We start from the raw sequence: 24,265 nt of genomic DNA, 5'->3' as shown, positions 1-24,265 counted from the left end.
AAGAGTTGCTTTACAGCAACTCTTTTATTTTTTTTACAGTTTCTGTAATTTCTTCTTTGGTTGTAAACTTAGAAAAAGAGAAACGCACAGAAGTATTATCTGCATCTTTTTCATCTAAAATTTCTGCAAGTACATGAGAGCCAATGTTACTTCCACTTTGGCAAGCAGAACCTCCAGAAACAGCTATTCCTGCCATATCTAAACTAAATAAAAGCATCTCATTTTTTACTGGAAAACGCACATTTAAAATAGTATAACTGCTTTTATTTAAATTTGATGAACAACCATTAAATTCTATGTTATCAGAAATATTTTTTAGTTCAGAAATGAAGTAAAGTTTTATACTTTCTATATAACTTCTATCCTTTTCTAAATTGGTATAAGCAATTTGCAATGCTTTATCCATACCTAAAATACTATGCACATTTTCGGTACTTGATCTTGCACCTCTTTCTTGATCTCCGCCATGTAACATGGGTAAAATTCCAAAACCCTTTCTAAAATAAGCAAAACCAACCCCTTTTGGGCCGTGAAATTTGTGTGCACTTGCCACAATAAAATCAACAGGAGTATTTTTTAAATCTAATGAATAATGCCCAATGGCTTGCACAGTATCTGAATGCAATAAAGCATCGTATTTTTTACAGATTTTAGAAACATCATCTAAAGGTAAAATGCTACCAATTTCATTATTAATGTGCATTAAACTCACCATAGTTTTATGTTCTGAATCTGAAAGTAATTTTTCTAAATGCGCTACATCTACATCACCAAATTCATCAACATTAACAAAATCTAATTGTATATTTTGTGTTTTTGCCAAAAACTCACAAGTGTGTAAAACTGCATGATGTTCTATTTTAGATGTAATAATTCTGTTAACGCCTAAATTTAAAACGGCATTTTTTAGAATTAAATTATCGGCTTCTGTACCACCTGCAGTAAAAACAATTTCGCTAGCAGTTACATTAAAATGTTTGGCAATGTTTTTTCGCGCTGTTTCTACAGCAGATTTTGCTTTTCTACCAAATTGATGCGTAGAAGAAGGATTACCAAAAAACTCTTGCATAGAATTGTACATCAACTCTAAAACCTCATCATCAATTTTTGTGGTGGCTGCATTGTCTAAATAAATAGCTTTCATAGGGCAAAAGTACAACTAATTCGCATTCTGATATACATAAACTTCTGTGGCTCCTAAACCATATTTTTTATAAGAAGCATCGTAAAATTTAACAGGATATTTGTTGAGTAAAGAATGCAATTCGCTTTTTAAAACACCTTCTCCTACTCCATGTATAAAAACAATTTTTGATATTCTTTTACCAATTGCATATTCAATTTTTCTTTTGGCAGTATCTAATTGCAGGTTTAACATATCGTAATTATCTAAACCTCTAGTAGATTTTACAAGTTGATTTATATGCAAATCTACTTCTAAAATAACTTCGTTTTTATCTTTAACAAAAGCACTTTTCTTTTGTTTTTGCGAAGCTATTTTTTCTTTTAAAAAAGGATTGTTAATGTCTGAGAATTTAGTGAGCTCATGTTGTTCTTTTTCTATCTTAACCAATTCATTACTTTTGAAAATAAAAAGCATTCCATCTTCAGTTTCAACTGAAATATCATCACCATTAATTTGGGTGATAATTCCTTTTAAAACATCATCTAAAACAGCTACTTTGTTTCCAATTTCTAAACGCATTCTTAACTTTATATTAATTTACAAAAATACAATTTTAGTCTAATTTTGTTCTAAAATAAAAGGAATATGCTGAAAACTTCTAACACCTCTACTAAAAACTTTTTTGAAACTTCTTATAAGAAAATTTCTATTTCTGAAGATAGAACAAAACTATTACTAAAAATTGCAGAAACTATTGCAAAAGAGTACACAATTAACGAGAGTGTTAACCTAAATTTTATTTGTACACATAATTCTAGAAGAAGTCAATTAGCACAAGTTTGGAGCTTTTATGCTGCACATTATTTTAATTTAAATATTAATGCATTTTCTGGAGGAACAGAAGTAACTGCTTTTTACAGAAAAACGGTTAAAACCTTGCAAAAAGTTGGTTTTTTATTTCATTTGTCAGATTTTTCTCATCAAAACCCTAAATACCAAATCTCTTTTGATGGTGCTACAAAAACAATTTTAGGCTTTTCTAAGTTATACAGTAATCCTATAAACAATGAGCCTTATATGGCAATTACTACTTGCAATGATGCAGATAAAAACTGTCCTTTTATTCCTGGAGCTAATTATCGTTTTGCATTGCCTTTTGTAGACCCTAAACATTCTGATGGTACTCCTGATCAAGAAAAAGTGTATTTACAAGCTAATGCACAAATAGCCAGCGAAATCTATTTAATTTTTGATAAAGTAAAAAAATTGCTTTCTTAATTCTGCTTGACTCTTTCTGCTTAAAAGTAACACATATTATGAATTAACCATCTTGTGTTTCTTTTAAAATTAAGATCGATATGAAATATAATTTCGTGAGAACTTAAGTTACCACCTAATGTAGAAAATCGATGATCGTAAGCATAACCAATTCTAAATTTTTTATTTACAATTACACTAAACAAGGTGCTTACAGAACTTTTATGACGATAAGATAGCCCAGCTTCTATAATATCTTTATACAAGAAATTTGTATTTACATCTACAGAAATTGGTAAATCTGCTGTATATCTTACCATGGTTGATGGTCTGAACATTAAATTTTCTGATAGTTTAAATAAAACTCCACTTGATAAAAAATAATTAGGATTGGTTGCCAAACTTCCTTTTTTATAACTGTCTTCGATATAAAATTGTGGGGTTTCTAATAAATAAGGAATAGAGAAGCCTACGTAAAATTTTCTATTGTAAAACAACGCACCAAAACCTACATTGTTAAAATTGCCAGATGTTGATGCATAAACATCGCTATCTGGAGTAATTCCATCAAACAAATTATTATTAAAAAAAGTAATTCCGCCTTTTAAACCTAGAGCAATTCTGCTGTATCTAGAAGTTATTAAAGTGTAAGAAGCATCTAAATTAATATTAGTGGTTTCAGATAAACCAATTTTATCATTAACCACTGTTAGTCCTACTCCAAGGCCATTTCTTGTTCTTGCATTTAAAGAAAAAGTATTGGTTTTTGGTGCTCCAGGCACTCCTACCCATTGCTGACGTGTTAAAATAGAAGCACTTAATTCAGCTCTGTACCCCACAAACGCAGGATTTACTATTTGCATATTATATAAATATTGCGTGTAATGTGGCACTTGCTGACTTTGTGTTTTTAAACTTACTCCAAAAATAAGTATGAGCAATAACTTTATAGTGAGCTGAATTTTATTACCTAAGATAACTTTTATTTGCTGTATCATTATCTTATTAATTGAATAAAATTAGTAATTGGTTCAGATACTCCATCGTTAAAATCTAATCTATAAAAATAGACACCTGTTGGAGCAGGATTGCCATTGTAAGTACCATCCCACCAAACAGGATTTGCATTGCCATTATTGCTATAATTGTAAATTTCGTTTCCTTGTCTGTTGTAAATCGTTAATTTAAAATTTGGATAATCTTCTATTCCAGAAATTTCAAAAACATCACTTTTACCATCACCATTTGGTGAAAATAAATTTGGATAATCGTTATCTTTTAAAGTTCCTGTTCCTCTTGGAGACGTTGTATTTGCCACGTTAAAACTGAATAAATCTGCTTGCAAAAACAGGGTTTCTGTATCTTCGTTTAAATTATCGTTTAAGGTTTTTACGATTTGCGTAATTGTGGATGAATAAGCAGGAATTGTAGCTTGTTCAGATAAATATTCATAATCATAATTAGCAGTTGTGGTTTTATCTACAGTAACAAAATTTAAATTGATAGGCAGATAATTCTGCATGAGTTCATCATTTTCATTATAAAGATTAATGGTAAACGTTAATGTGCTACCTTCTATACCTTCTTCGTTACTAATAACCACTAAAGGATTTGGATCTACATCTACAATTGTAGCTGTTTTATTTAAATCTTGTGTGCCTACATTATTGGTTTGCACCACACCCACAACCTTTAAAGGTTCTAATTCTAACTCGTTTAAATTGTCTAAGAATGATGAAATTGTAAACGAAACTTCTGTATTTGCGTTGTTTTCATCAATAGTGCCAGGTATCACTAAAACATCAGAAAAGGAAGCATAATCATCTGGACTTATCGCAAAATCATCGCTTGTATTTACTTCAATTTCAATAGGTGTAGAACAAGGATTAGAAATAACAATGGTATGTTCTAAATCTACATTTTCATCTTCTTGAGAATTGTTCATTGTAATATCTGGTGCAGCATCATTATCTAAAATTGTGCCTATTCCACTAAAATTTTTAGTAATTGTATTATCAGTAGTAACTGTTCCATTTAGGGTAAAAAACTCAGTGAGTTCGTAAATATTATCTTCTAATGATGCAACTGTAAATTGTACTGTATTTACAAGAGGAGGAATTGTAATACCTGAATTAGAAATACTTGTATAATCAAAAGGAGCAATTGCAACATCATATTGCCCAGTTGAATTGGTGCCATCTACAGTGGAAAAATTAATATCTATAGGAGATGCACTTTCTATTAAAATTGAATTGTTGTTTTTAGTTACTAATTTTATGGTAAAAATAAAATCACTACTTTCTGATAAACTAACATTATCTATAAGTACAATAATTGCCATAATTTCTCGCCAATCTCTTTCTGATGTATCTGTATTATCTGCATTTGGAAAACTTTGAGGTGTTTGTCCATTTGTTGGATTTAACAGACCATCATTATTATCAAAAGCATCGTCTAAACCATCATTATCTGCATCAGAATTTGAAGCAGTAATTTCTGCAGTTCCATCACTATTTATATCCCAACCTTCTAAAATATCATCTCTAATATCGTTATCGGAATTGGTGTCTAAATAATCTGGAATAGTATCATTTTCAGAATCTATAGGTGTTAGTCCATTTGGGTAAGCTGTATCTATACCTGCATCAGAAAAAACACCTGTTGTTGTTACATAATTATTTGTGAGTTGCGCTTCTATGTTATCTACAATTCCATCACCATCTGCATCAATATCTAGAAAATCTGGATTTGTTGTACCATCTGTATTCGGTAAATTATAGTTGATAGTTGCATTAGAACCATCATTGGTTTCTTTAGAATTATCCAATCCGTTTGTACCTACATTGTTATTTGTTCTACCATTGTTAGAGGTATCATCAGTTGCATTTCCTGCTTCTGTAATGTCTAAAATCCCATCATTATCACTATCTAAATCAAAATGATTTGGTACACCATCATTATCAAAATCAAAAAGATCTACAATTCCGTCTAAATTATTATCTGGGCCAAAATCAGTATCTCTATAATTGGGTATAAAATCGGCATCATCATCATCTAAAGGATTTAAACCATTATATTCTAAAACATCTGCAATAGTATCATTATCATCATCTAAATCAAAATCATCTATAATTCCATCATTATCTGTATCTGTAGATGCATTAACGCTGGTTGAATTTGATGATGAAATTTGCCTATCTAAAGGATCTTTTGATGTAAAAAAAGCTGAATTAGACCCAATACAAGACTCACTGTACAACACTGTAAATTCTACTGTAATTGTTTCACCAATTTTTAACAATCCAGAAGTGCCATCAAAAAGATTTGTATCTGAAACCCCATCATAATTTGGATTTAAATTAGGATTTGTAGTTGCTGATGAGTTAAAAATTGTTGGTGTAGAAACCGAAAGCACATTGCCACCACAAGTACTGTTTAAATTATCTGTAATTTGCAATTCGTCTAACTGAACAGAATCACTTGTATTTTCTATGGTAATTTGATAGGTAATTTCCTCGTGTTCTAAAATGCCATTTGGTATTTTAACAACATCTGTAATTACTTTATTGGTTTTTGTTTCTGCATCAAAAATAAAACGCATCCCAGCAACTGTGCAATTGCAATACAATGCAGAAGTAATATCTGCTGATGCTGAATTAGCAAAATAATAACGATCTAAATGATTACCCAAACCATCTGACCAACTTACAAAAGAATACTCTCTTTTATTCTGATCAGTTAAAGCGTTAAAACCATCTAAACCCTCTTGTGTTTGCGATAAATCTGTCTGTTTAAAATAACTATAACTACCATTATCTATAGGACCAATTTTATAATAAATTTCTAAAACTATAGTTTCATTTGCGGGTAAAATATTATTTGGTGCTAAAAGTGTGGTTTCTGTTTCTCCATCGTAATTGTTGTTTACAGTAACAGCTGGCCCTGAAACTTGTGATATTAAAAAATCTGTAAACACAACTCTATTTCTAAAATCGTTTAAACCCATATTAAAATTAATGTTTTGGGCATCCACAGGTCCTTCATTAGTTAAAATTACTGTATTTACATAATCGTAAGTACCATCAAAATTCACCAATCCTGGTGGATTAATAGACAAATTATTGAATTCTGGAACGTATAATCCTGCAGACACAACAGCTTCTGTTGTATGAAAATCTGTTAAAGTAATACTATCAACAGCATTATTACCTTTGTCTGTATTAACGCTGATTGTATTTGTAAAATTGATACCAGAGCCAGAAGGAGTTGGATTAGGCCTACCATTACAAAATGGATTTACGGTTACACAAAAATCAACAAAAATAGATTGCCTAGGATATAAAGTTAAAGAAGCAATAGCACTGTCATTAAAAAATGAACTTGAATTACCGTTTAAAAACTCTGTATTAATAGCAGAATTTGTAAACTCTCTTGGAAAATCAGTTCCTTCTGCAATGTTTTCTACTGTATTGTTATAAACAGATGCATTTTCTACATTTACAATACAACCCGTACCAAAAGCAGTTTCTAAATTATCGATTAAATCGATATTTCTAATTAAAGCAGGCTCATGCAAATCTCTTGCATTATTTCTATTGGTAAGCAAAATACTGTAAACGATTTTGTATTCTCCATTTGCATTAAAACCTTGATTACAACTACCCACTGAATAGATTTCTAACAAATCTTCAGTAGGTTCTACTGTTAAATATAAATTAGCTGATCTAGTAAATGTGCCATCTGTAATTGTATACACGATGTTTGGCACTTCGCCTATATAATCTGCTGTAGGTTCAAAAATATAACTTCCATCTTGTGCAATGGTTAAATTACCTTCTGCTAAATTAGCAGTTTGACCTGCGTTAAATGTAGTACCATTTACATTAAACTGCGTTACTGTTAAAATATCTTGTATGTTAATGTCAGTATCATTTACAAAAACACCTGGTGCAGCAACATTTAAAGTGGTATTTATATCTACTGTATCATAATCGTTCTTGGCAACAGGTGGCTCTGGAGGTAGATACACTGTAAGATTTAATTTTGCTGAACTTTCAAAAACTCCATCTGTAACCGTATAATTTATAGGAGGTACATCACCTACAAAATTTTGAGTTGGTGTATACGAATAAGCACCATTTGCTGATATGGTAATTGAACCTTCAGAAAAATTTGCTGTTTGACCAGCATTATAATCTAAAGTATTTACCGAAAATTTTGAAACAGAAAGAGCATCTCCATCTAAATCAATATCATTTTTTAAAAGTCCAGGTGCTGCTTCTGTAATTGAAAGATCTACTATTGTGGTATTAACATCACCATTGGCTTCTGGAATGTTTTCTACAGAGATATTTAATTCTGCTGAACTTGTAAAATTTCCGTCTGAAATGGTATAACTTATGGTTGGTACATCACCAGTAAAATTTAAATTTGGCGTAAAGTTATAACTACCATCAGGAAAAATTAAAATACTTCCTTCAGAAAAATTGGCTATTTGGCCTGCATTATAGGTTGTTCCGTTAATTGTAAAATCGGTTATTACAAGTACATCTCCATCTCCATCTGTATCATTTTCTAAAAGCCCAGGAATAATTTGGTTTAAAACTGTGTTTACTGGAATAACAATTGTATCGTTATTGGCTTCTGGTATGTTTTCTACTGAGATATTAAAGTTTGCTGAACTCGTAAAATTTCCGTCTGAAATGGTATAACTTATGGTTGGTACATCACCAGTAAAATTTAAACTCGGTATAAAATTATAGCTACCACCAGGAAAAATTAAAATACTTCCTTCAGAAAAATTGGCTGTTTGGCCTGCATTATAGGTTGTTCCGTTAATTGTAAAATCGGTTATTACAAGTACATCTCCATCTGCATCTGTATCGTTTTCTAAAAGTCCAGGAATAATTTGGTTTAAAACTGTATTTGCTGCAGTAACAATTGTATCGTTATTGGCAATTGGAGGTTCTTTAATATTAATGTTTAAGTTTGCAGAACTTGTAAAAGTACCATCTGTAATTGTGTAATTTATGGTTGGTACAATTCCTGTGTAATCTAAAGTTGGAGTAAATGAATAACTTCCGTCTTTAAAAATCTGGATGGTACCTTCTGTAAAACTTGCTGTCTGATCTGCAGTAAGTTCTATTCCATTAATTGAAAAAGCTGTAACTGTAATGGTATCTCCATCTGCATCTGCATCATTTGCTAAAATTCCTGGAGCAGCAGTATTTGTCTTTGTATTTATTAAAACAACAACATTATCGTTACTAGCCAATGGTGCAGTTTGTGCAATTACTAATTGCATGCAAAACAATAATATATATAATGTTATAGAACGTTTAATTAGCATACTATAATTTTAAATTGGGGGATTTAAACTAAGAACTAGATTTCTAAAGTTTTATCATAAGGAATACTTTTTAATATATGATTAATTACGTTAACTCTAGCTTCTGTTTTTCTATTGGCTCTTATAATTTTCCATGGAGAAATTTCGGTATTCGTTTTTTCGAACATGGCATTTTTATATTCTGTATACTGGTCCCATAAATCTTGTGCCTTTTCATCTAACTTTGTCATTTTCCATTGTTTTAAAGGATCGCTTTTAATTTCTGCAAAACGCTTGGCTTGTTCTTTTTTAGAAATAGACATGTATATTTTTACCAAATGAATGCCAGATTCTAAAATCATTCTTTCAAAATCATTTACTTGATTCATAAAAACCTTATATTCTTCTTGAGTACAAAAACCATTTACGGGTTCTACTACTGCTCTATTGTACCAGCTTCTATCAAAAAAAACCATTTCACCAGCTTTTGGTAGTTGCTCTACATATCTTTGAAAATACCATTGAGATTTTTCGTCTTCTGTAGGTTTTGGCAAGGCTACAATCCTCATAAAACGCGGATTGATTCTTTCTGTAATTCTTCTAATTGCACCACCTTTACCTGCTGCATCTCTACCTTGAAAAACGACAATTATTCTTTCATCATTATTAATTACCCAAGTTTGTAATCGAATTAACTCGGTTTGTAATTTTTTTAATTTTTTTTGATAATTTATATACCTTAAAGCTCTTTCTACGCTTAAAGGTTCTTTAGATAAAAGTGCCAATAAACCTTTTTTAGAGTTTAAGTTTTTTAAATCGGATTTTGTTAAGTTATTACTCATACTTTTTTAATCTATTTGATGAACATTAGAACGATAATAACGCATTACAATGTTAGGGTCTGGATTTAAAACAGTGCCTGCATCAGATTTACCTTCGTAATCAAACTGAGATAAAACGTGTCTTATGGCTTCTAATCTTGCTACTTTTTTATCATTTGTTTTTACAATCATCCAAGGACTGTAAGTGGTGTGGGTTTTGGTAAACATTTCTTCTTTGTAGTACGTGTATTTATCCCAAAGAATTTGACCTTGCCTATCTACAGGGCTAAATTTCCATCTTTTTAACGGATCTTCTTTTCTACCTTCAAAACGTTTTGCTTGTTCTTCTTTAGTAATAGACAACCAAAATTTAATGATGATTAAACCATCTTCATACATCATGTGCTCAAACTCTGGCACCTGTTGTAAAAATTCTTTGTATTGTATTTCTGAACAAAACCCCATAACTGGTTCTACTACTGCTCTATTATACCAACTTCTATCAAAAAAAACAATTTCACCAGGGTTTGGTAATTCTTTAATATATCTTTGAAAATACCATTGCCCTTTTTCTACTTCTGTTGGTTTATTTAATGCTACTAACCTACTAGAACGCGGATTTAAATGCTCCATAAATCTACGAATATTACCACCTTTACCAGCAGCATCTCTACCTTCAAAAATAATGGCAACTCTTTTGTTTGTATTAGATACATAACGTTGTAGTTTTACCAATTCTATTTGTAGCATTCGCAATTCACTATTATAATTTAGCGTACTTTCTACCTTAGAAAAAGAAATGTTTTTTTCTTTTATAAGCGATAATAATTCTTCGCTATTGGTTAAGTTTTCAAAATCTTCAGCACTTAGGGTTTCCTTAGAAATCATATCTTTAATTTGATTGCTCTAAAATAAAACCTTTTTTTAAAATTGCATTAAAATTTATCATTTTAAATTGATTCATTTATATTTGCCTGCAATGAAATATCGGGCTTTATTTATAGTTTATTTTATCTGTTTGTCTCTTTTTTCTCAACAAAAATTCTCTAGAGAAATCAGTTTTGTTAATGATAATGACCTCTATTCTTCGCTAAACAGAGATCGATATTATACAAACGGAATGTTTCTAACATACAGATATCTTGCTACAAAAAAAAATGAATCTTTAGAAAAAAGTATTTTTGAGTGGCAAATTGGTCATAAAATGTATACTGCGTATAAACCTGTTGTTAAAACTATGGATTTGCATGATAGACCTTTTGCAAGTTATTTGTATGCGAGTTTTGGTGTGAAAAAAGTATACAAAAGTAATAAAATTTTAAACACTTCTGTGCAACTAGGCTTAATTGGCCCTGATGCTTATGGCAAAGAATTACAAGATTTTATTCATAATATATATGGTTTTGAAGAAGCTATTGGATGGAAATATCAAATTAAAAATGCCTTCGGATTAAATTTTGGTGCAGAATACATTCATTTTTTAACCAACAACAAATCGAATACTTTTGATATTTCTTGGATAAATTCTGCAAATATTGGTACCGTTTTTACAAATATAAATTCTGGATTAAATATTAGATTTGGCTTTTTGCCTTTGCAAAACATGTTAAATTCTATGGCATTTAACACCAATTTAAATGATAAAAACTCCAAATTTAAAAGAGAGGTAGAATCTTTCTTTTACATAAAACCTGGATTACGATATGCTTTTTATGATGCCACTATTCAAGGTAGTTTTCTAAATAAAAATAGCCTTGTTACTAAAGAAATTGTTCCTCTTGTTTTTAACATAGAATTAGGCTTTAAATTTACCGCCAATCGTTTTAATTTTGGATACGGATACAATTACAACTCGAACGAATCTAAAGGTTTAAGATATGATAATGGCCATAAATATGGTACAATTTCTATAGCCTATTTATTGCGTTAATCCTCGAAAAAATCATCTTTAAAACCTATTAAATATAATTTTTCTTGAGCTCTTGTAATAGCTGTATAGAGCCATCTAAAATATTCTTTAGAAACACCATCTGGCAAATAAGGTTGTTCTATAAAAACGGTTTTCCACTGGCCTCCTTGAGATTTATGACAAGTCATTGCATAAGAAAACTTTACTTGCAACGCATTAAAGTATTTATTTTTTTTAATGGCTAAAAATTGTTTGTATTTCGATTTTTCATCAGCATAATCTTCTTTTACAGCTTGGTACAATTTATTCGATTCATCGTAAGTTAAAGACGGACTTTCACTAGTTAACGTATCTAAAAGTAAAACAGTTTCAAAAGATGGCATGTCTGGATAATCTATCATTTTTAATTCTACCTCAGCAAATTTAAAACCATATAACTCTTTAATAGAAAATATCTTTAATACTTTACAAATATCACCATTGGCAATAAAACCAGCTTTAGAAGATTCGTTTAACCAGAAATAATTATTTTTCACAACCATTACATAATCTCCAGCAGAAATCTCATTTTCTTGTCCACGAATTTTCATTCGTATTTGCTGATTGTATTGATTTGCTCTTTTGTTAGAACGCACTACAAAAGCAGTATCTTCTACTCCTCCATCATTATCATAAGCAGTAACTAAAGCGTCTTCTATATCATAACCATCAATTAATCTTTTTATATCAGGAAAATCAAGATCAAACTGAAAATGAGAACCGTTATTCTGAATTAAAAGTCGTAATTGAGTTGCATTGGCTAAAATTCCAGAATTTTCGTGCTGACGCATTACTTCGTCTAATTCTATTTCAACTACATTTTTATGGTAATTATACTGCAAAGTTTCTTGCTCTAAAGCAGGACTTATATCTAATTTAACAGGTGGCAACTGAGCAGTATCTCCAATAAATATTAATTTACAATTCTGACCATTATATACGTAAGAAATTAAATCATCCAAAAGAGAACCCGATTCAAATAATTTTTGATTTTGACGACTATCAGGAATCATAGAAGCTTCGTCAACAATAAAAACAGTATTTTTATGCTTGTTGGTTTGCAAAACAAAATCTACCCCTCCATTACTTTGTTTTTTAGGAAAATATATTTTTTTATGAATTGTAAATGCAGGTCGTTTAGAATAAACAGCAATAACTTTTGCAGCTCTACCTGTTGGAGCCAATAAAACTGCTTTTTTACCAGAAGTCCAAAGCGAATTTACAAAAGTACTTATTGTTGTCGTTTTTCCTGTACCAGCATAACCTTTTAATAAAAAAAGTTCATCTTTATCATCATTAAAGGTAAAATCGCTTAATAATTGTAATAATTTATTCTGTTTTTGCGTTGCATTATAAGGAAATTTATTTTGTAGTTCTTTGTAAAAATCAGCGGGTAATTTTATCATAAAAAAATTAAAGTTGTAAAGATACATTTCTTTGCAAAGAAAATTTTTATCATTAAAAAAAAATTGTAGATTTGCTGTAACACTATTAAAAAAACAAATAAAAAATGAATTTAATACTAATGATTATAGGAGCTGTGCTGGTATCGGTTCTTATCGCTTTTATTATAGTTAAATATTTACCTTTAAAGTTAAGATGGCTACCATCTATTTTACTGCTGGCTGCAGCTGCATTTTTAGGTGTAAAAATTTACGATGGGATTATGGAACCTATTAATTTTGCTAAAATTAAAGTTCAAAGATATACTCCAGTAATTAAAAATTTAAAAATAATAAGAGATGCTGAAGTTAAATATTATGAAGTTAATGGTGTTTATACTAAAGATAAATCTGGTTTAATTAAATTTATTGATACTGCTCAATTAGCCTTAACAGAAACTAAAACTGTTGTAGAAAAAGTTAATAAAGGTGGTGGTATTATTATTGATGAAGAAGTAAGAGTAACAGATACAATAGGTTATGAACCTGTATTAAAATATTTTAAAGATAAAGATTACAAAAATATGTTTGCAGTTCCTGGTGTAGAAGGTACTGATTTTGAATTAGAAGTTGGTTCTGTAGAAAAAGTACCTGGTTTAGTGGTACCAACATTTAGAGCTAGAACTCCTAAAAAAGGTATTTTAAAAGGATTAAATGAATCTTTAATTAAACAAGAATTAGAGGCAATAGAATCTGTACAAATTAAAGGAGAATATGTTTCTGTAGGTTCTTTAGAAGAAGTTTCTACTGGTGGTAACTGGCCTCCTTCTTATGATGCGAAAGACAGTGCAGAAAAAGAGTAGCAAAACATCTTCAGAGAAAATAAAGGATATAAAATTATCCATCCAATTTAGTTTGGATGGATTTTCTTTTTGTATCTCAGATTTAGAATCTGATGAAAATTTATTTTTTACAGAATATTTTTTTGACGGCGCTCTAAATTCTCCTGTAGATTTATTAAATAAGATCAAAACTATTTTTAAAGAAGATGCCAATCTACAGCTAGAATACACTAAAGTAGAAGCCATTCATCAAAACAATTTATCTACATTAGTACCCAATGCATATTTTGATGAAAATACTTTAAACGCTTATTTAAAACACAACATCAAAACTTTAAAAAACGATTTTATCACCTTTGATGATTTTAACAATCTTGATGCTAAAAATGTCTATGTTCCATTTGTAAACATCAACAATTATTTGTTTCAAAATTTTGGGGAGTTTGAGTTTAATCATCATTTAACTTTATTAATAGATAAACTGCTAATTCTACCTTCTTCTGATGAAAAAGTGATGTATATCAATGTTGCTAAAAACAGTTTTGATATCATCATCTTAGAAGATAAAAAACTCATTTTATCAAACTCATTTAGCTACACTTCTAAAGAAGATTTTATCTATTATGTATTATTTATAGCCGAACAAATTCAACTGAATACAGAAGAATTTAAGTTGTATCTTATGGGTGAAATTAATGAAACATCAGAAATTTATAAAATAGCTTACAAATACATAAAAAACATTTCCTTTTTAGAAAGTAAAAATGCCATTTTTAAAGATTTAGAAGCACCAAACCATGCTAACTTTATACTATTAGGCTAATGAGAATTATATCTGGAAAATTAAAAGGAAGACGTTTAAAAGCACCTAAAAACTTACCTGTTCGTCCTACAACAGATATGGCTAAAGAAGGTTTGTTTAACATTATAAACAATCTTTATTATTTTGATAGTATTGCTGTATTAGATTTATTTTCTGGCACAGGTAATATTAGCTACGAATTTGCTTCTAGAGGCACAAAAAACATTTATGCAATAGACGCAAATTACAATTGCATTAGATACATTTACAACACCGCAAAAGAGTTAGATTTAGACATTAATACTTACAAAAGTGATGTTTACAAGTTTCTAAATAAAACCAGCATTCAGTCTGATATTATTTTTGCAGATCCTCCTTACGATTTTGAGGTTGAAAAATTTTTAGAAATTGCAGATGTAGTTTTTGAAAAAAACTTATTAAAAGATGATGGTGTTTTAATTATAGAACACTCTAAACATACAGACTTAACAACACATAAAAACCATAGTTACGACAAACGTTATGGAGGAAATGTGTTTAGTTTTTTCGAAAATTCTTCTGAAGAAAAAAAAGAAGACTAAAGCAAAGAAGTAATAATATTTGCTATAGTAATACCTTCTGCTTCTGCCTTGTAATTCTTTACTATTCTATGCGATAAAATAGGAATGGCAACTGCTTTTACATCTTCTATATCTGGCGAATATTTTCCGTGAATTGCGGCATGCGCTTTAGCTGCTAAAATTAGGTTTTGTGATGCTCTAGGTCCAGCTCCCCAATCTAAATAACTTTTTACCATTTCTGTGGCAGCATCAGATTTTGGTCTTGTTTTACCAACCAAACTTACTGCATATTCAATTACATTATCTGTAACTGGTATTCTACGTATTAATTTTTGTATGGCGATAATTTGATCACCAGAAAGAATTGAGTTTACCTTTTCTGTAACACTACTTGTAGTGCTTTTAACAACCTGAACCTCTTCTTTAAAAGAAGGATATTCTAAATTTATAGAAAACATAAATCTATCTAACTGTGCTTCTGGTAAAGGATACGTTCCTTCTTGCTCAATTGGATTTTGTGTTGCCAAAACAAAAAATGGCAATTCTAACTTATAATGATTTCCAGAAACTGTTACAGAACGCTCTTGCATGGCTTCTAACAAAGCTGCCTGAGTTTTTGGTGGAGTTCTGTTAATTTCATCTGCCAAGATAATATTCGAAAAAATAGGGCCTTGTATAAATTTAAACTGTCTATTCTGATCTAAAATTTCGCTACCTAAAATATCGGAAGGCATTAAATCTGGTGTAAACTGAATTCGATTAAATTTTAAACCTAAAACATCTGAAACTGTATTTACTAATAAAGTTTTAGCTAAACCTGGTACCCCAATTAAAAGTGAATGGCCACCACAAAAAATAGACAATAACGTAAAATTTACTGCTTCTTGTTGCCCAATAATTACTTTACCAATTTCGGTTTTTAATGATTTGTATTTTAAAACTAAATCATCTACAGCTTTAACATCAGACATTATTTACCTGTTTCTTTTTTCCAATTTTTATTAAAAGTACATTTTCTGTGAGCATCTGCCATTTTAATGTACGTATCCATTATTTTTTCTTTTGCCCACTTGTCTATAGTTTCTTCTTTCTTTTTTGTTAACGCTAATTCTTGCACCTTAACATAATCGTTAACCAAATCTGCAGTGTGTGTATTGGTTCTATCTCTCATTAAGATAAACTTGTACATTTTTTCTCCACTTTGGTTTTTATCATAAAATACATCCGTAAATTCACCTTTTTTCAATTCAGCAACTCTAGCATACAAAGCAGGATCCATACCTGTTAAATCGAAAGTAGATTCGCCAGTATAAGGATTGATAATTAAACCAGCATTATTTTTAGTTTCTTTATCGTCTGAATATTTTTTTACAGCTTCTTCGAAAGTAATTTTACCAGATTTAATATCTTCTACAATTTGTTCTGCTTTTTCTCTTGTTTCTACAAGTTTAGAATTTGGTACATCTGGTTGCATTAAAATATGAGATGCTACTCTAATATTTCCTCTAACTTCGTGCAATTGCATTAAATGATATCCGTATTCAGATTTAAAAGGTTTAGAAACTTGCCCCACATCTAAATTAAATGCCATTTCTTTAAATTCTTTAATAAATGGAGATTCTTTAGTTACCTCATATCTTCCTCCATTTTTTGTAACTCCAGGATCATCAGAATTAATAATCGCTTTCATTTTAAAAGGCGCCCCATCTTCTATTTCTTTTTTAAGCTCATTTAACTTATTAAGAATTCTTTCAATTTCTTCTTTTGATGGTTTTGCATTGATAACCACTTGAGCCAACTCAATTTCTGCAGAAAATTCTGGTAATTCTCCTTTTTCTTTTAAACCATTATAAAAAATACGAACCTCTTCTGGTGTTACATCGATTTTTTCAGTAATTTTTAATTGTTCTTTTTCAATTAAAACATTTTCTTTTTGTACCAAATATAATTCCTTTTTTAAATCATCTAGATCGTTAAAACCATAAGCTTTAATTACTTTGTCTACAGTACCATATTGTTGTGTAAAATACTGTACACTTCTATCAACTCTTTGTGTAATTTCATCATCAGAAACAGTAACACTATCAATAACAGCATGATGTGCTAATAATTTTTGTTGCATTAACTCTTCTAACATTTCGCAATCAGAAATTTTAATTTTACCTTCTGAACGTACTTCAATTTCTTGTTTAAATTTATCGATATCAGAATCTAAAACAATGTTTTTACCAATTACTACTGCAACACCATCTATTTTTACCTGTGCAAAATTAGCAATGCTCATTAACCCAAAAAAGGCTGCTAAAAGTGTTAATTTAGTATACTTTGAAATTGTTATTTTTTGTTGCATCTTTTACTAATATTTTTTCTATATCTCTTATTAATTCAATTTTACGCTTGTGTAAAATCATTTGCTTTATGGTAGGTTTTATATAGCTTAAGGGTGCAATATCATTTCTAACCAAAACATCTTTTATAGCGACCAAATATAAACCTAATGAATCTTGTTTCTGAATAAATTTTGTTTTTTTTAACAGGTTTTCTTTAGAAAATGGTAGTTTTAACAAAACCTTATCTAATTGTGTCCAAATTGTATCGTTAAACTGATAAAACTTAAAGCTTAATTGCTGTTTTTCTAATGCTTCTACATCAACAATACTATCTGATTTAAAAAGTGTTGTTATTTCTTTTTTATTGATGAGATTCTTATCAAAATGAAGGTATTTAATTTTTAAAAGTTCTTCGTTTAATTTAAAATTTTCTTTGTTTTCTAAATAGAACGCTTCTATCTCTTCATCATCAATAATAGTATCTAATTGCTGTTTTATTAATCTTTCTTTATAACTGTTAATTAACAAACTTTCTTTATAATCTTTTACAAGTGCATTAATTTGTTGCACATCTTCTAAAGAACTATTGGTTTCGGCCTTTTTTAACAATAACTGTTTTATTGCCCAATCATTTATGTAACCTCTTACCAAAACAATGCTGTCTTGTTTGCTAATATTAGAAGGTAAAATGCTTTTTAAATCGTCTTTAAAAAGTTTTTCTGTATTTACAATAGCAACAATTTCTGATGTTGTTTTTTCTTTTTCTTGTATCTCAAGATAATCGCAAGATGCAATTGCAAACAACATTAAAAAAAGAATTGCATAATTTTTCATTAATTTTTATTGTAAAATTTAATCAGTTTTTTTAGTTGTTTTTTATCGATTTCTATAACGCTTTTCTGTCTTAAATCTGTAATCCAATTTTTTTCTAAGTAATTTTGGTAATCGTTCATTACCTCTCCTTTTACTCTTTTAAACTCTTTGTTTTTATACTTGCTTAAGTTTGTTGTATAATGATTTTTTAATCCTAAGGTATCTTTAGACGATTTTTCCCAAATTTTTCTTTGCATTAACTCAAACAACAGTAAACCATCTTTATATTCTTGCAACGTATTTGCAAATTCTGGTTCTGTTTTTTCTAAATTTTCTTTGTAATAAGTTAGTATTTCTTGATCTTTAAAATCTTTATATAACTCAAAAACAGGTTTGTTTTTTCTGTTTTTTATATAATCTACAAAGGCTTCTTGTTTTATTTCTTTGTTATTTATTGATAATAAAACGGATTGTAAAGAATCTTTAGCAATGGATCTTATTTTTTTATTCTCAAAAATTTCTTTTGCCAATTCATTTTCAGAAATGCTATATTTCTTTTTTAATTTATCGATAACTGCTTTTTTAGACAATTGCGCTCTATCACCAGATTTTACTTTGCTTTTTAGCTCATGCGCTAATTTATTGAATGATGGTACAGGATGTTTTTTAATTAACTGTACAATATGCCAACCAAAACGAGTTTGAAAAGGTTTAGAATATTCGCCTTCTTTTTCTAAACTAAAAGCCACATCTTCAAAAGATTTTACCATAACACCTGTTCCGAATTTTCTTAGTTTACCACCTTTAGATTTAGAGCCAGTATCGTTAGAATATTTTCTTGCCAAAGCTTTAAATTGTACATCTTTTTCTAATTCGTTATAAATTGAATCGATTAAAGCCTTTGCATTTTTGGTTTCTTTGGTTAACAAAATATGTGCAACTTCAATCTCTCCTTTAGATGGTCTTACATCATCAACTTTTACAATATGATACCCAAAACGTGTTCTAAAAGGTTTAGAAACCTCACCTACTTTTGTAGTGTATGCAGCTTCTTCAAAAGGAAACACCATTTTAAAAGCAGAAAAATAACCTAAGTTACCTTTATTCCCTTTTCGTTTTCTTTTTACATCATCTCTTGCAGAAGGATCTTCTGAAGTTTCTTCTGCAACCGCTTCAAAATCTTCGCCATTTAAAATACGGTTTCTAATTTCTACTATTTTAGTGTAAGCCTCTAAAGTATCTTTTGGCGTTGCAATTTTTGGTGTTCTAATTAAAATATGTTTTGCTTTAACCTCGTTCTTTGTTCTAAAATAAGCATTTTTTACCAACTTATTTATGTAAACAGTATCTTGTAGATAAGGTGCTGAAAGTTGATTTTTATAACCTTCCATTTCTTTAACATAAGAAGGCAAAGTATCTAACTTAATTCGATAAGCTTCTTTTACTTTTAACTTATAATTGATAAATAATTCTAAGTTTTTTTCTACATCTTTTGCTTCTTCATTATCAATAGCATCTAAATTTTTTTCATAGACTCTTTTAAAATCAGAAACTGTAGTAACTTCTCCGTCAATTCTTAATAACTCTTTGTCTTTTTTTTGCGCAAAAACTGAATTAGCAAGACATAAAACTACTAATAATACTAGCTTTTTCATAAATTTATAATGATATAATTCCCTTAATTTCTTCAACTTTTTTATAATAACTAATAACTTCATCAGCATTTTTAAGCTTTAAAACTATAGTTATGCTAATGTATTTACCTGTTTTAGATTTTTTGGTATTAATTACGGCTCCTTTATTATCGAATATTGTTTGTACTTCTTGTAACTGATTACCATCAGTAGGTACAATAAACTTGTACATATAATCCGCAGGAAATGTTGTAGTATCTTCTAACTGACCTTTTAACTTTATATAAAAAGCTTTTTTATCACTCATAATTATAATTGCATTTTACTAATAACAAATAGCAAGCCACAAAATTACATTAAAATTTAGTTTTATAAAGCGAATGATTTATTTTTGTGATTCTCACTAAAAAGTGAATGTCAAAAATAAAGTTTTTTTTAATTTTTTAACACATCAATTAAAACTGTATTTTAGAAAAAACAAAAGTAACAAACAAGTGGTAAACTATATTTGGCAATGCTAACGTAGTTTTTACAACTTTATAATTTTTAAAAGAACATACTTGCAAAACAATCAACAAAAAATAGTTTTAATAGGCGGACCAGGTACTGGAAAAACAACGGTTTTAAATGCATTAAAAGAAAAAAATTTTTTTTGTTTTGATGAAGTTTCTAGAGCTGTAACTCTTAAAGCGCAAGCAAAAGGAATAGAACAATTGTTTTTAACAGAACCACTTCTTTTTAGTGAAATGCTTTTAGAAGGCAGAGAAGAACAGTTTTTAGAAGCACAAAAAAGCAAAGAAAATATTATTTTTTTTGATAGAGGAATACCAGATGTATATGCTTATCTCAACTATTTTAAAACTGAATATCCATCACTTTTTGTAGACAAAAGCAAGAAATATGCCTATGATTTAGTATTTCATTTTTCGCCTTGGGAAGAAATTTATATTACAGACAATGAACGTTACGAAACTTTTGAAGAGTCTATTGTTATTGATAATTTTTTAGTAAACACCTATTCAGAATTAGGTTATAAAATTATAAATGTTCCTTTTGGTTCTGTTGATGAAAGAACTAATTTTATTATCAATTCGCTTTCTTGCGATTTATGATTACTGCCAAAAACATATTAGATAAATATTGGGGGTATACAAGTTTTAGAAAACCACAAGAAGAAATAATACAAGCAGTTTTAGATAAAAAAGACAGCATTGCTCTTTTACCAACTGGAGGAGGAAAATCGATTTGTTTTCAGGTACCAGCTTTAATCAATGAAGGTGTTTGCTTGGTAATTTCACCATTAATTGCTTTAATGCAAGACCAAGTAGAAAACTTAAAGAAAAGAAACATAAAAGCTACAACCCTTAAATCTGGGTTATCTCAAGACGAAATTATTACTCTTTTTGATGCCATAAAATTCGGGAATTACAAATTCTTATACATATCTCCAGAAAGGTTACAAACAGCTTTAATTCAACAAAAATTAAAAGAACTAAACATTAGTTTTGTTGCTATTGATGAAGCACATTGTATATCTGAATGGGGTCATGATTTTAGACCTACTTACAGAAATATTAAAGTTCTAAAAGAACTTAAACCAAATGTAAATTTTATTGCGCTAACAGCAACAGCTAATGAAAGAGTATTAAATGATATTGCTAAAAATCTAGAATTAAAACAACCAAAGATTTTTAAAAAATCTTTTTACAGAGAAAATTTAGCGTATCAAATTTTTGATGTTGAAGATAAGTTATTAAGATTAATTCAGATATTTACCAAGACAAAAACACCTGCAATTGTTTATGTAAATTCAAGAAAAAAAACAAAAGACATTGCCAACTTTTTAAATGCAAATAATTTTAAAAGTAGTTTTTATCACGGAGGTTTATCTTTATCAGAAAAACAAATTGCTTACGAAAATTGGATGTCTGAAAAGACAAAAATAATGGTAGCCACCAATGCATTTGGAATGGGTATAGACAAACCAAATGTTGGCATAGTTGTACATTTCGATTTGCCTTTTTCTTTAGAAAATTACATTCAAGAATCTGGAAGAGCAGGTAGAAATGAAAATAAATCTTTTGCTGTTTTACTAAAAAACAAAAACGATATTTTAATTTTTAAAGATCAATTAAAAAAAAGACTCCCAACACTTACAGAAGTAAAAGAAATTCATAGAAAATTATATCAATATTTTAGAATTGCAAAAGGAGAAATTTTAGAAGAAATGTTTCAATTTCAGATTTCAGAGTTTTGCAAAACCTATAAATTTTCTCAAAAAAAAGTTGCTTCAGTTTTAAAAATATTATCAAATAATGGTATCTTAGAAATCTCTAATACCTTTAACCAAAAATCTACAGTAATTTTTAATGCAAACAGTAAAAAAGTAATTTCTTACGCTATAAACAATATCTATACTAAAAACTTTATAGACACATTTCTAAGAACTTATACAGGATTATTTCAACAAGAAGTTAAAGTAGATGAATTTTTGTTGGCAAAAAAAATGAATAGCACTTCTAAACAAGTTATTGCCCATTTAGAGCGTTTACATCAAGATAATATCTTAACGTATAAACGAACTAAAACAGATGCTGAAATTCGTTTTTTAGTACCAAGAGAAGACGATAGAACCATAAATTTATTTTCTAAAGAAATAGTTCAATTTATAAAACAAAAGCAAAAAAAATCTGATGATTTTTTAAACTATATACAAAATTCAAATAGCTGCAGAAGCATACAAATTTTGGATTATTTTAATGAAAAATCAACAAAAAAATGTGGCATTTGTGATGTTTGTTTATCAGAAAAAAAGACAAAAATTCAAGATATTTCTTCTGAAATCTTATCGCTTTTAGCAAAAAATAAGAGCTTAACATCACAAGAAATTAATCAACATTTACAAGCCAATGAAAAAGACATTTTAATACATTTGCGATTCTTATTATCTGAAAATAAAGTGCAGATAAATCATCAAAATAAATACCTTTTAAAATAAAATTTATGAAAGATTTACGTATCGTTTTTATGGGAACTCCAGATTTTGCTGTTACCATTTTAAAACATTTAGTAGATAATAATTACAATGTTGTTGGTGTTATTACAGCCACAGATAAACCTGCAGGAAGAGGTAGAAAGTTAAACGAATCTGCTGTAAAAAAATACGCTTTATCTAAAGATTTAAAAATACTACAACCTAAAAATTTAAAGAATGAAGAGTTTCATGAAGAACTAAAAAGTTTACATGCAGATTTACAAATTGTGGTAGCTTTTAGAATGTTACCAAAAGCAGTTTGGCAAATGCCAAAGTTAGGCACGTTTAATTTACACGCTTCTTTATTACCAGAATATAGAGGCGCTGCACCCATTCATTGGGCCATAATTAATGGAGAAACCCAAACTGGAGTTACTACGTTTTTTATTGATGATAAAATTGATACTGGCGAAATTATTTTACAAGAAAAAATTGAAGTTACTGCAACAGAAACTGTGGGTTCTTTGCACGATAAATTAATGTTTCTAGGTGCAGACTTGGTTGCAAAAACTGTAGATTTAATTGAAAAAGGAAAGGTTACCACTCAAAAACAACCCGAATTAGAAGAAAAATCTGCTCCCAAATTAAATCCAGAGAACACTAAAATAGATTGGTTAGACACTTTAGATAATATTTACAATAAAATTAGAGGCTTAAATCCTTACCCAACAGCTTGGACTATTATTAAAAATGGTGATGAGGAAATTTCAGCTAAAATTTATGCAATTAACAAAGAGGAAGAAATACATAATTATGAATTTGGAAAGCTTATTTTTTCTAAAAAAGAAATTAAAGTAGCTGTAAAAAATGGATTCATCAATATTAAGGAAATTAAACTAGCAGGAAAGAAAAAAATGGATGCCATAAGCTTGTTAAATGGCTTCAATTTTTCTGAAAACTCCAAAATGCTGTAAAACCTTTACTGACAAGCTTTTTAGTGATTTTTCATTTTTTTTACTTGCCTTATTAACAATTTAGGGGTATTTATCAACAAAACACTGTTTTTTTAGGGCACAAATTTGCGCAAACCCTTAATCCGTCTATATTTGTTAAGCATTTAAGCGAAATAATATACAATTAATTTAAAAAATCTATTTATTATGAACAAGTCAGATTTAATCGACGCAATGGCTGCAGACGCAGGAATTTCTAAAGTAGCAGCTAAAGCAGCTTTAGAATCTTTTACAGATAATGTAACATCTGCTTTAAAAGCTGGTGATAAAGTAGCATTAGTTGGTTTTGGAACTTTTTCTGTATCTCACAGAGCTGCAAGATCAGGTAGAAATCCTCAAACAGGAAAAACTATAGAAATTGCTGCTAAAAATGTAGCTAAGTTTAAAGCGGGAGCTGGATTAAGCGACGCTGTAAACTAAGAAATACAGTATAAT

The 24,265-nt window shown here is 29.2% G+C and carries 21 protein-coding genes; 9 read left to right on the top strand and 12 right to left on the bottom strand.

Features of this window, described 5'->3' with window-relative positions; genetic code table 11:
- Positions 1-10: 10 nt before the first annotated feature.
- On the bottom strand, positions 11-1,144 hold the full coding sequence (locus ACWYN7_RS13050; protein ID WP_462860421.1) for a cysteine desulfurase family protein: 1,134 nt from the start codon (positions 1,142-1,144) through the stop codon (positions 11-13).
- Between the two features lie 15 nt (positions 1,145-1,159).
- Positions 1,160-1,705, bottom strand: a complete 546-nt coding sequence (locus tag ACWYN7_RS13045; RefSeq protein ID WP_462860420.1) for a Smr/MutS family protein — start codon at positions 1,703-1,705, stop codon at positions 1,160-1,162.
- A gap of 66 nt (positions 1,706-1,771) precedes the next feature.
- Between ACWYN7_RS13045 and ACWYN7_RS13040 the strand changes: the two genes are divergently transcribed.
- Complete coding sequence (locus tag ACWYN7_RS13040; RefSeq protein ID WP_462860419.1) at positions 1,772-2,404, top strand: low molecular weight phosphatase family protein; 633 nt, start codon at positions 1,772-1,774, stop codon at positions 2,402-2,404.
- Positions 2,405-2,424: 20 nt separating this feature from the next.
- On the opposite strand, the gene ACWYN7_RS13035 is transcribed toward ACWYN7_RS13040, so the two are convergent.
- From ACWYN7_RS13035 to ppk2 (ACWYN7_RS13020), 4 genes are all read right to left on the bottom strand, one after another.
- Entirely contained in the window at positions 2,425-3,381 is a 957-nt protein-coding gene (locus ACWYN7_RS13035; RefSeq protein WP_462860418.1) for a PorP/SprF family type IX secretion system membrane protein, read from the bottom strand.
- Positions 3,381-8,687, bottom strand: a complete 5,307-nt coding sequence (locus ACWYN7_RS13030) for a tandem-95 repeat protein (RefSeq protein ID WP_462860417.1) — start codon at positions 8,685-8,687, stop codon at positions 3,381-3,383. Before ACWYN7_RS13030 ends, ACWYN7_RS13035 begins: the two co-directional genes overlap by 1 nt.
- An 80-nt stretch (positions 8,688-8,767) precedes the next feature.
- Positions 8,768-9,553, bottom strand: a complete 786-nt coding sequence (ppk2, locus tag ACWYN7_RS13025; protein ID WP_462860416.1) for a polyphosphate kinase 2 — start codon at positions 9,551-9,553, stop codon at positions 8,768-8,770.
- 6 nt (positions 9,554-9,559) lie between these two features.
- Complete coding sequence (gene ppk2, locus ACWYN7_RS13020; protein ID WP_462860415.1) at positions 9,560-10,420, bottom strand: polyphosphate kinase 2; 861 nt, start codon at positions 10,418-10,420, stop codon at positions 9,560-9,562.
- Positions 10,421-10,511: 91 nt separating this feature from the next.
- On the opposite strand from ppk2 (ACWYN7_RS13020), the gene ACWYN7_RS13015 reads away from it, so the two are divergent.
- A complete protein-coding gene (locus ACWYN7_RS13015) occupies positions 10,512-11,462 on the top strand; it encodes a lipid A deacylase LpxR family protein (protein WP_462860414.1) in 951 nt (316 codons plus the stop codon).
- On the opposite strand, the gene ACWYN7_RS13010 is transcribed toward ACWYN7_RS13015, so the two are convergent.
- Positions 11,459-12,886 (bottom strand): ATP-dependent DNA helicase, encoded by a 1,428-nt coding sequence (locus ACWYN7_RS13010; RefSeq protein WP_462860413.1) that lies wholly within the window; start codon positions 12,884-12,886, stop codon positions 11,459-11,461. The genes ACWYN7_RS13015 and ACWYN7_RS13010 overlap by 4 nt on opposite strands.
- Before the next feature lie 104 nt (positions 12,887-12,990).
- Here ACWYN7_RS13010 and ACWYN7_RS13005 point away from each other — a divergent pair, with 104 nt between their 5' ends.
- The 3 genes from ACWYN7_RS13005 to ACWYN7_RS12995 are packed head-to-tail and all read left to right on the top strand — an operon-like array spanning position 12,991 to position 15,087.
- Positions 12,991-13,725 (top strand): hypothetical protein, encoded by a 735-nt coding sequence (locus tag ACWYN7_RS13005; protein ID WP_462860412.1) that lies wholly within the window; start codon positions 12,991-12,993, stop codon positions 13,723-13,725.
- Entirely contained in the window at positions 13,694-14,527 is an 834-nt protein-coding gene (locus ACWYN7_RS13000) for a DUF3822 family protein (RefSeq protein WP_462860411.1), read from the top strand. Before ACWYN7_RS13005 ends, ACWYN7_RS13000 begins: the two co-directional genes overlap by 32 nt.
- Positions 14,527-15,087, top strand: a complete 561-nt coding sequence (locus tag ACWYN7_RS12995; RefSeq protein ID WP_462860410.1) for an RsmD family RNA methyltransferase — start codon at positions 14,527-14,529, stop codon at positions 15,085-15,087. Before ACWYN7_RS13000 ends, ACWYN7_RS12995 begins: the two co-directional genes overlap by 1 nt.
- Here ACWYN7_RS12995 and ACWYN7_RS12990 read toward each other — a convergent pair.
- Genes ACWYN7_RS12990 through ACWYN7_RS12970 form a run of 5 tightly spaced genes read right to left on the bottom strand, consistent with a single transcriptional unit; the run spans position 15,084 to position 20,150 of the window.
- Positions 15,084-16,037, bottom strand: coding sequence for an AAA family ATPase (locus ACWYN7_RS12990; protein ID WP_462860409.1), 954 nt, complete (start codon positions 16,035-16,037; stop codon positions 15,084-15,086). The two genes, ACWYN7_RS12995 and ACWYN7_RS12990, sit on opposite strands and share 4 nt — an antisense overlap.
- Positions 16,037-17,416: a peptidylprolyl isomerase gene (locus tag ACWYN7_RS12985; RefSeq protein WP_462860408.1), complete on the bottom strand. Its 1,380-nt coding sequence runs from the start codon at positions 17,414-17,416 to the stop codon at positions 16,037-16,039. The genes ACWYN7_RS12990 and ACWYN7_RS12985 overlap by 1 nt, the downstream gene beginning before the upstream one ends.
- Positions 17,382-18,230, bottom strand: coding sequence for a hypothetical protein (locus ACWYN7_RS12980; RefSeq protein WP_462860407.1), 849 nt, complete (start codon positions 18,228-18,230; stop codon positions 17,382-17,384). The genes ACWYN7_RS12985 and ACWYN7_RS12980 overlap by 35 nt, the downstream gene beginning before the upstream one ends.
- Positions 18,230-19,864, bottom strand: a complete 1,635-nt coding sequence (locus tag ACWYN7_RS12975; RefSeq protein WP_462860406.1) for a peptidylprolyl isomerase — start codon at positions 19,862-19,864, stop codon at positions 18,230-18,232. The genes ACWYN7_RS12980 and ACWYN7_RS12975 overlap by 1 nt, the downstream gene beginning before the upstream one ends.
- 4 nt (positions 19,865-19,868) lie before the next feature.
- Entirely contained in the window at positions 19,869-20,150 is a 282-nt protein-coding gene (locus tag ACWYN7_RS12970) for a DUF493 family protein (protein ID WP_462860405.1), read from the bottom strand.
- A 253-nt stretch (positions 20,151-20,403) separates the two neighbouring features.
- On the opposite strand from ACWYN7_RS12970, the gene ACWYN7_RS12965 reads away from it, so the two are divergent.
- From ACWYN7_RS12965 to ACWYN7_RS12950, 4 genes are all read left to right on the top strand, one after another.
- Complete coding sequence (locus tag ACWYN7_RS12965; protein ID WP_462860404.1) at positions 20,404-20,955, top strand: AAA family ATPase; 552 nt, start codon at positions 20,404-20,406, stop codon at positions 20,953-20,955.
- Positions 20,952-22,841 carry a RecQ family ATP-dependent DNA helicase gene (locus ACWYN7_RS12960; protein ID WP_462860403.1) on the top strand — a complete coding sequence of 630 codons (1,890 nt, stop codon included), beginning with the start codon at positions 20,952-20,954 and terminating at the stop codon, positions 22,839-22,841. The genes ACWYN7_RS12965 and ACWYN7_RS12960 overlap by 4 nt, the downstream gene beginning before the upstream one ends.
- Before the next feature lie 5 nt (positions 22,842-22,846).
- Positions 22,847-23,791, top strand: coding sequence for a methionyl-tRNA formyltransferase (fmt, locus tag ACWYN7_RS12955; protein ID WP_462860402.1), 945 nt, complete (start codon positions 22,847-22,849; stop codon positions 23,789-23,791).
- Between the two features lie 186 nt (positions 23,792-23,977).
- The gene (locus tag ACWYN7_RS12950; RefSeq protein WP_462860401.1) at positions 23,978-24,250 is read left to right on the top strand and encodes an HU family DNA-binding protein; all 273 of its coding nucleotides are present in this window, start codon (positions 23,978-23,980) and stop codon (positions 24,248-24,250) included.
- The last annotated feature ends 15 nt before the right edge of the window (positions 24,251-24,265 follow it).

The sequence above is a fragment of the Polaribacter sp. M10 genome (assembly GCF_054968445.1).
Note: the sequence above shows the minus strand (reverse complement) of the source record. Positions and strands in the feature narration are given on the sequence as shown.

Excerpts from the sequence above, each read along its gene's own strand:
- ACWYN7_RS13050 (WP_462860421.1), bottom strand. The coding sequence starts at position 1,144 with ATGAAAGCTATTTATTTAGACAATGCAGCCACCACAAAAATTGATGAT.
- ACWYN7_RS13045 (WP_462860420.1), bottom strand. The coding sequence starts at position 1,705 with ATGCGTTTAGAAATTGGAAACAAAGTAGCTGTTTTAGATGATGTTTTA.
- ACWYN7_RS13040 (WP_462860419.1), top strand. The coding sequence starts at position 1,772 with ATGCTGAAAACTTCTAACACCTCTACTAAAAACTTTTTTGAAACTTCT.
- ACWYN7_RS13035 (WP_462860418.1), bottom strand. The coding sequence starts at position 3,381 with ATGATACAGCAAATAAAAGTTATCTTAGGTAATAAAATTCAGCTCACT.
- ACWYN7_RS13030 (WP_462860417.1), bottom strand. The coding sequence starts at position 8,687 with ATGCAATTAGTAATTGCACAAACTGCACCATTGGCTAGTAACGATAAT.
- ppk2 (WP_462860416.1), bottom strand. The coding sequence starts at position 9,553 with ATGAGTAATAACTTAACAAAATCCGATTTAAAAAACTTAAACTCTAAA.
- ppk2 (WP_462860415.1), bottom strand. The coding sequence starts at position 10,420 with ATGATTTCTAAGGAAACCCTAAGTGCTGAAGATTTTGAAAACTTAACC.
- ACWYN7_RS13015 (WP_462860414.1), top strand. The coding sequence starts at position 10,512 with ATGAAATATCGGGCTTTATTTATAGTTTATTTTATCTGTTTGTCTCTT.
- ACWYN7_RS13010 (WP_462860413.1), bottom strand. The coding sequence starts at position 12,886 with ATGATAAAATTACCCGCTGATTTTTACAAAGAACTACAAAATAAATTT.
- ACWYN7_RS13005 (WP_462860412.1), top strand. The coding sequence starts at position 12,991 with ATGAATTTAATACTAATGATTATAGGAGCTGTGCTGGTATCGGTTCTT.
- ACWYN7_RS13000 (WP_462860411.1), top strand. The coding sequence starts at position 13,694 with ATGATGCGAAAGACAGTGCAGAAAAAGAGTAGCAAAACATCTTCAGAG.
- ACWYN7_RS12995 (WP_462860410.1), top strand. The coding sequence starts at position 14,527 with ATGAGAATTATATCTGGAAAATTAAAAGGAAGACGTTTAAAAGCACCT.
- ACWYN7_RS12990 (WP_462860409.1), bottom strand. The coding sequence starts at position 16,037 with ATGTCTGATGTTAAAGCTGTAGATGATTTAGTTTTAAAATACAAATCA.
- ACWYN7_RS12985 (WP_462860408.1), bottom strand. The coding sequence starts at position 17,416 with ATGCAACAAAAAATAACAATTTCAAAGTATACTAAATTAACACTTTTA.
- ACWYN7_RS12980 (WP_462860407.1), bottom strand. The coding sequence starts at position 18,230 with ATGAAAAATTATGCAATTCTTTTTTTAATGTTGTTTGCAATTGCATCT.
- ACWYN7_RS12975 (WP_462860406.1), bottom strand. The coding sequence starts at position 19,864 with ATGAAAAAGCTAGTATTATTAGTAGTTTTATGTCTTGCTAATTCAGTT.
- ACWYN7_RS12970 (WP_462860405.1), bottom strand. The coding sequence starts at position 20,150 with ATGAGTGATAAAAAAGCTTTTTATATAAAGTTAAAAGGTCAGTTAGAA.
- ACWYN7_RS12960 (WP_462860403.1), top strand. The coding sequence starts at position 20,952 with ATGATTACTGCCAAAAACATATTAGATAAATATTGGGGGTATACAAGT.
- fmt (WP_462860402.1), top strand. The coding sequence starts at position 22,847 with ATGAAAGATTTACGTATCGTTTTTATGGGAACTCCAGATTTTGCTGTT.
- ACWYN7_RS12950 (WP_462860401.1), top strand. The coding sequence starts at position 23,978 with ATGAACAAGTCAGATTTAATCGACGCAATGGCTGCAGACGCAGGAATT.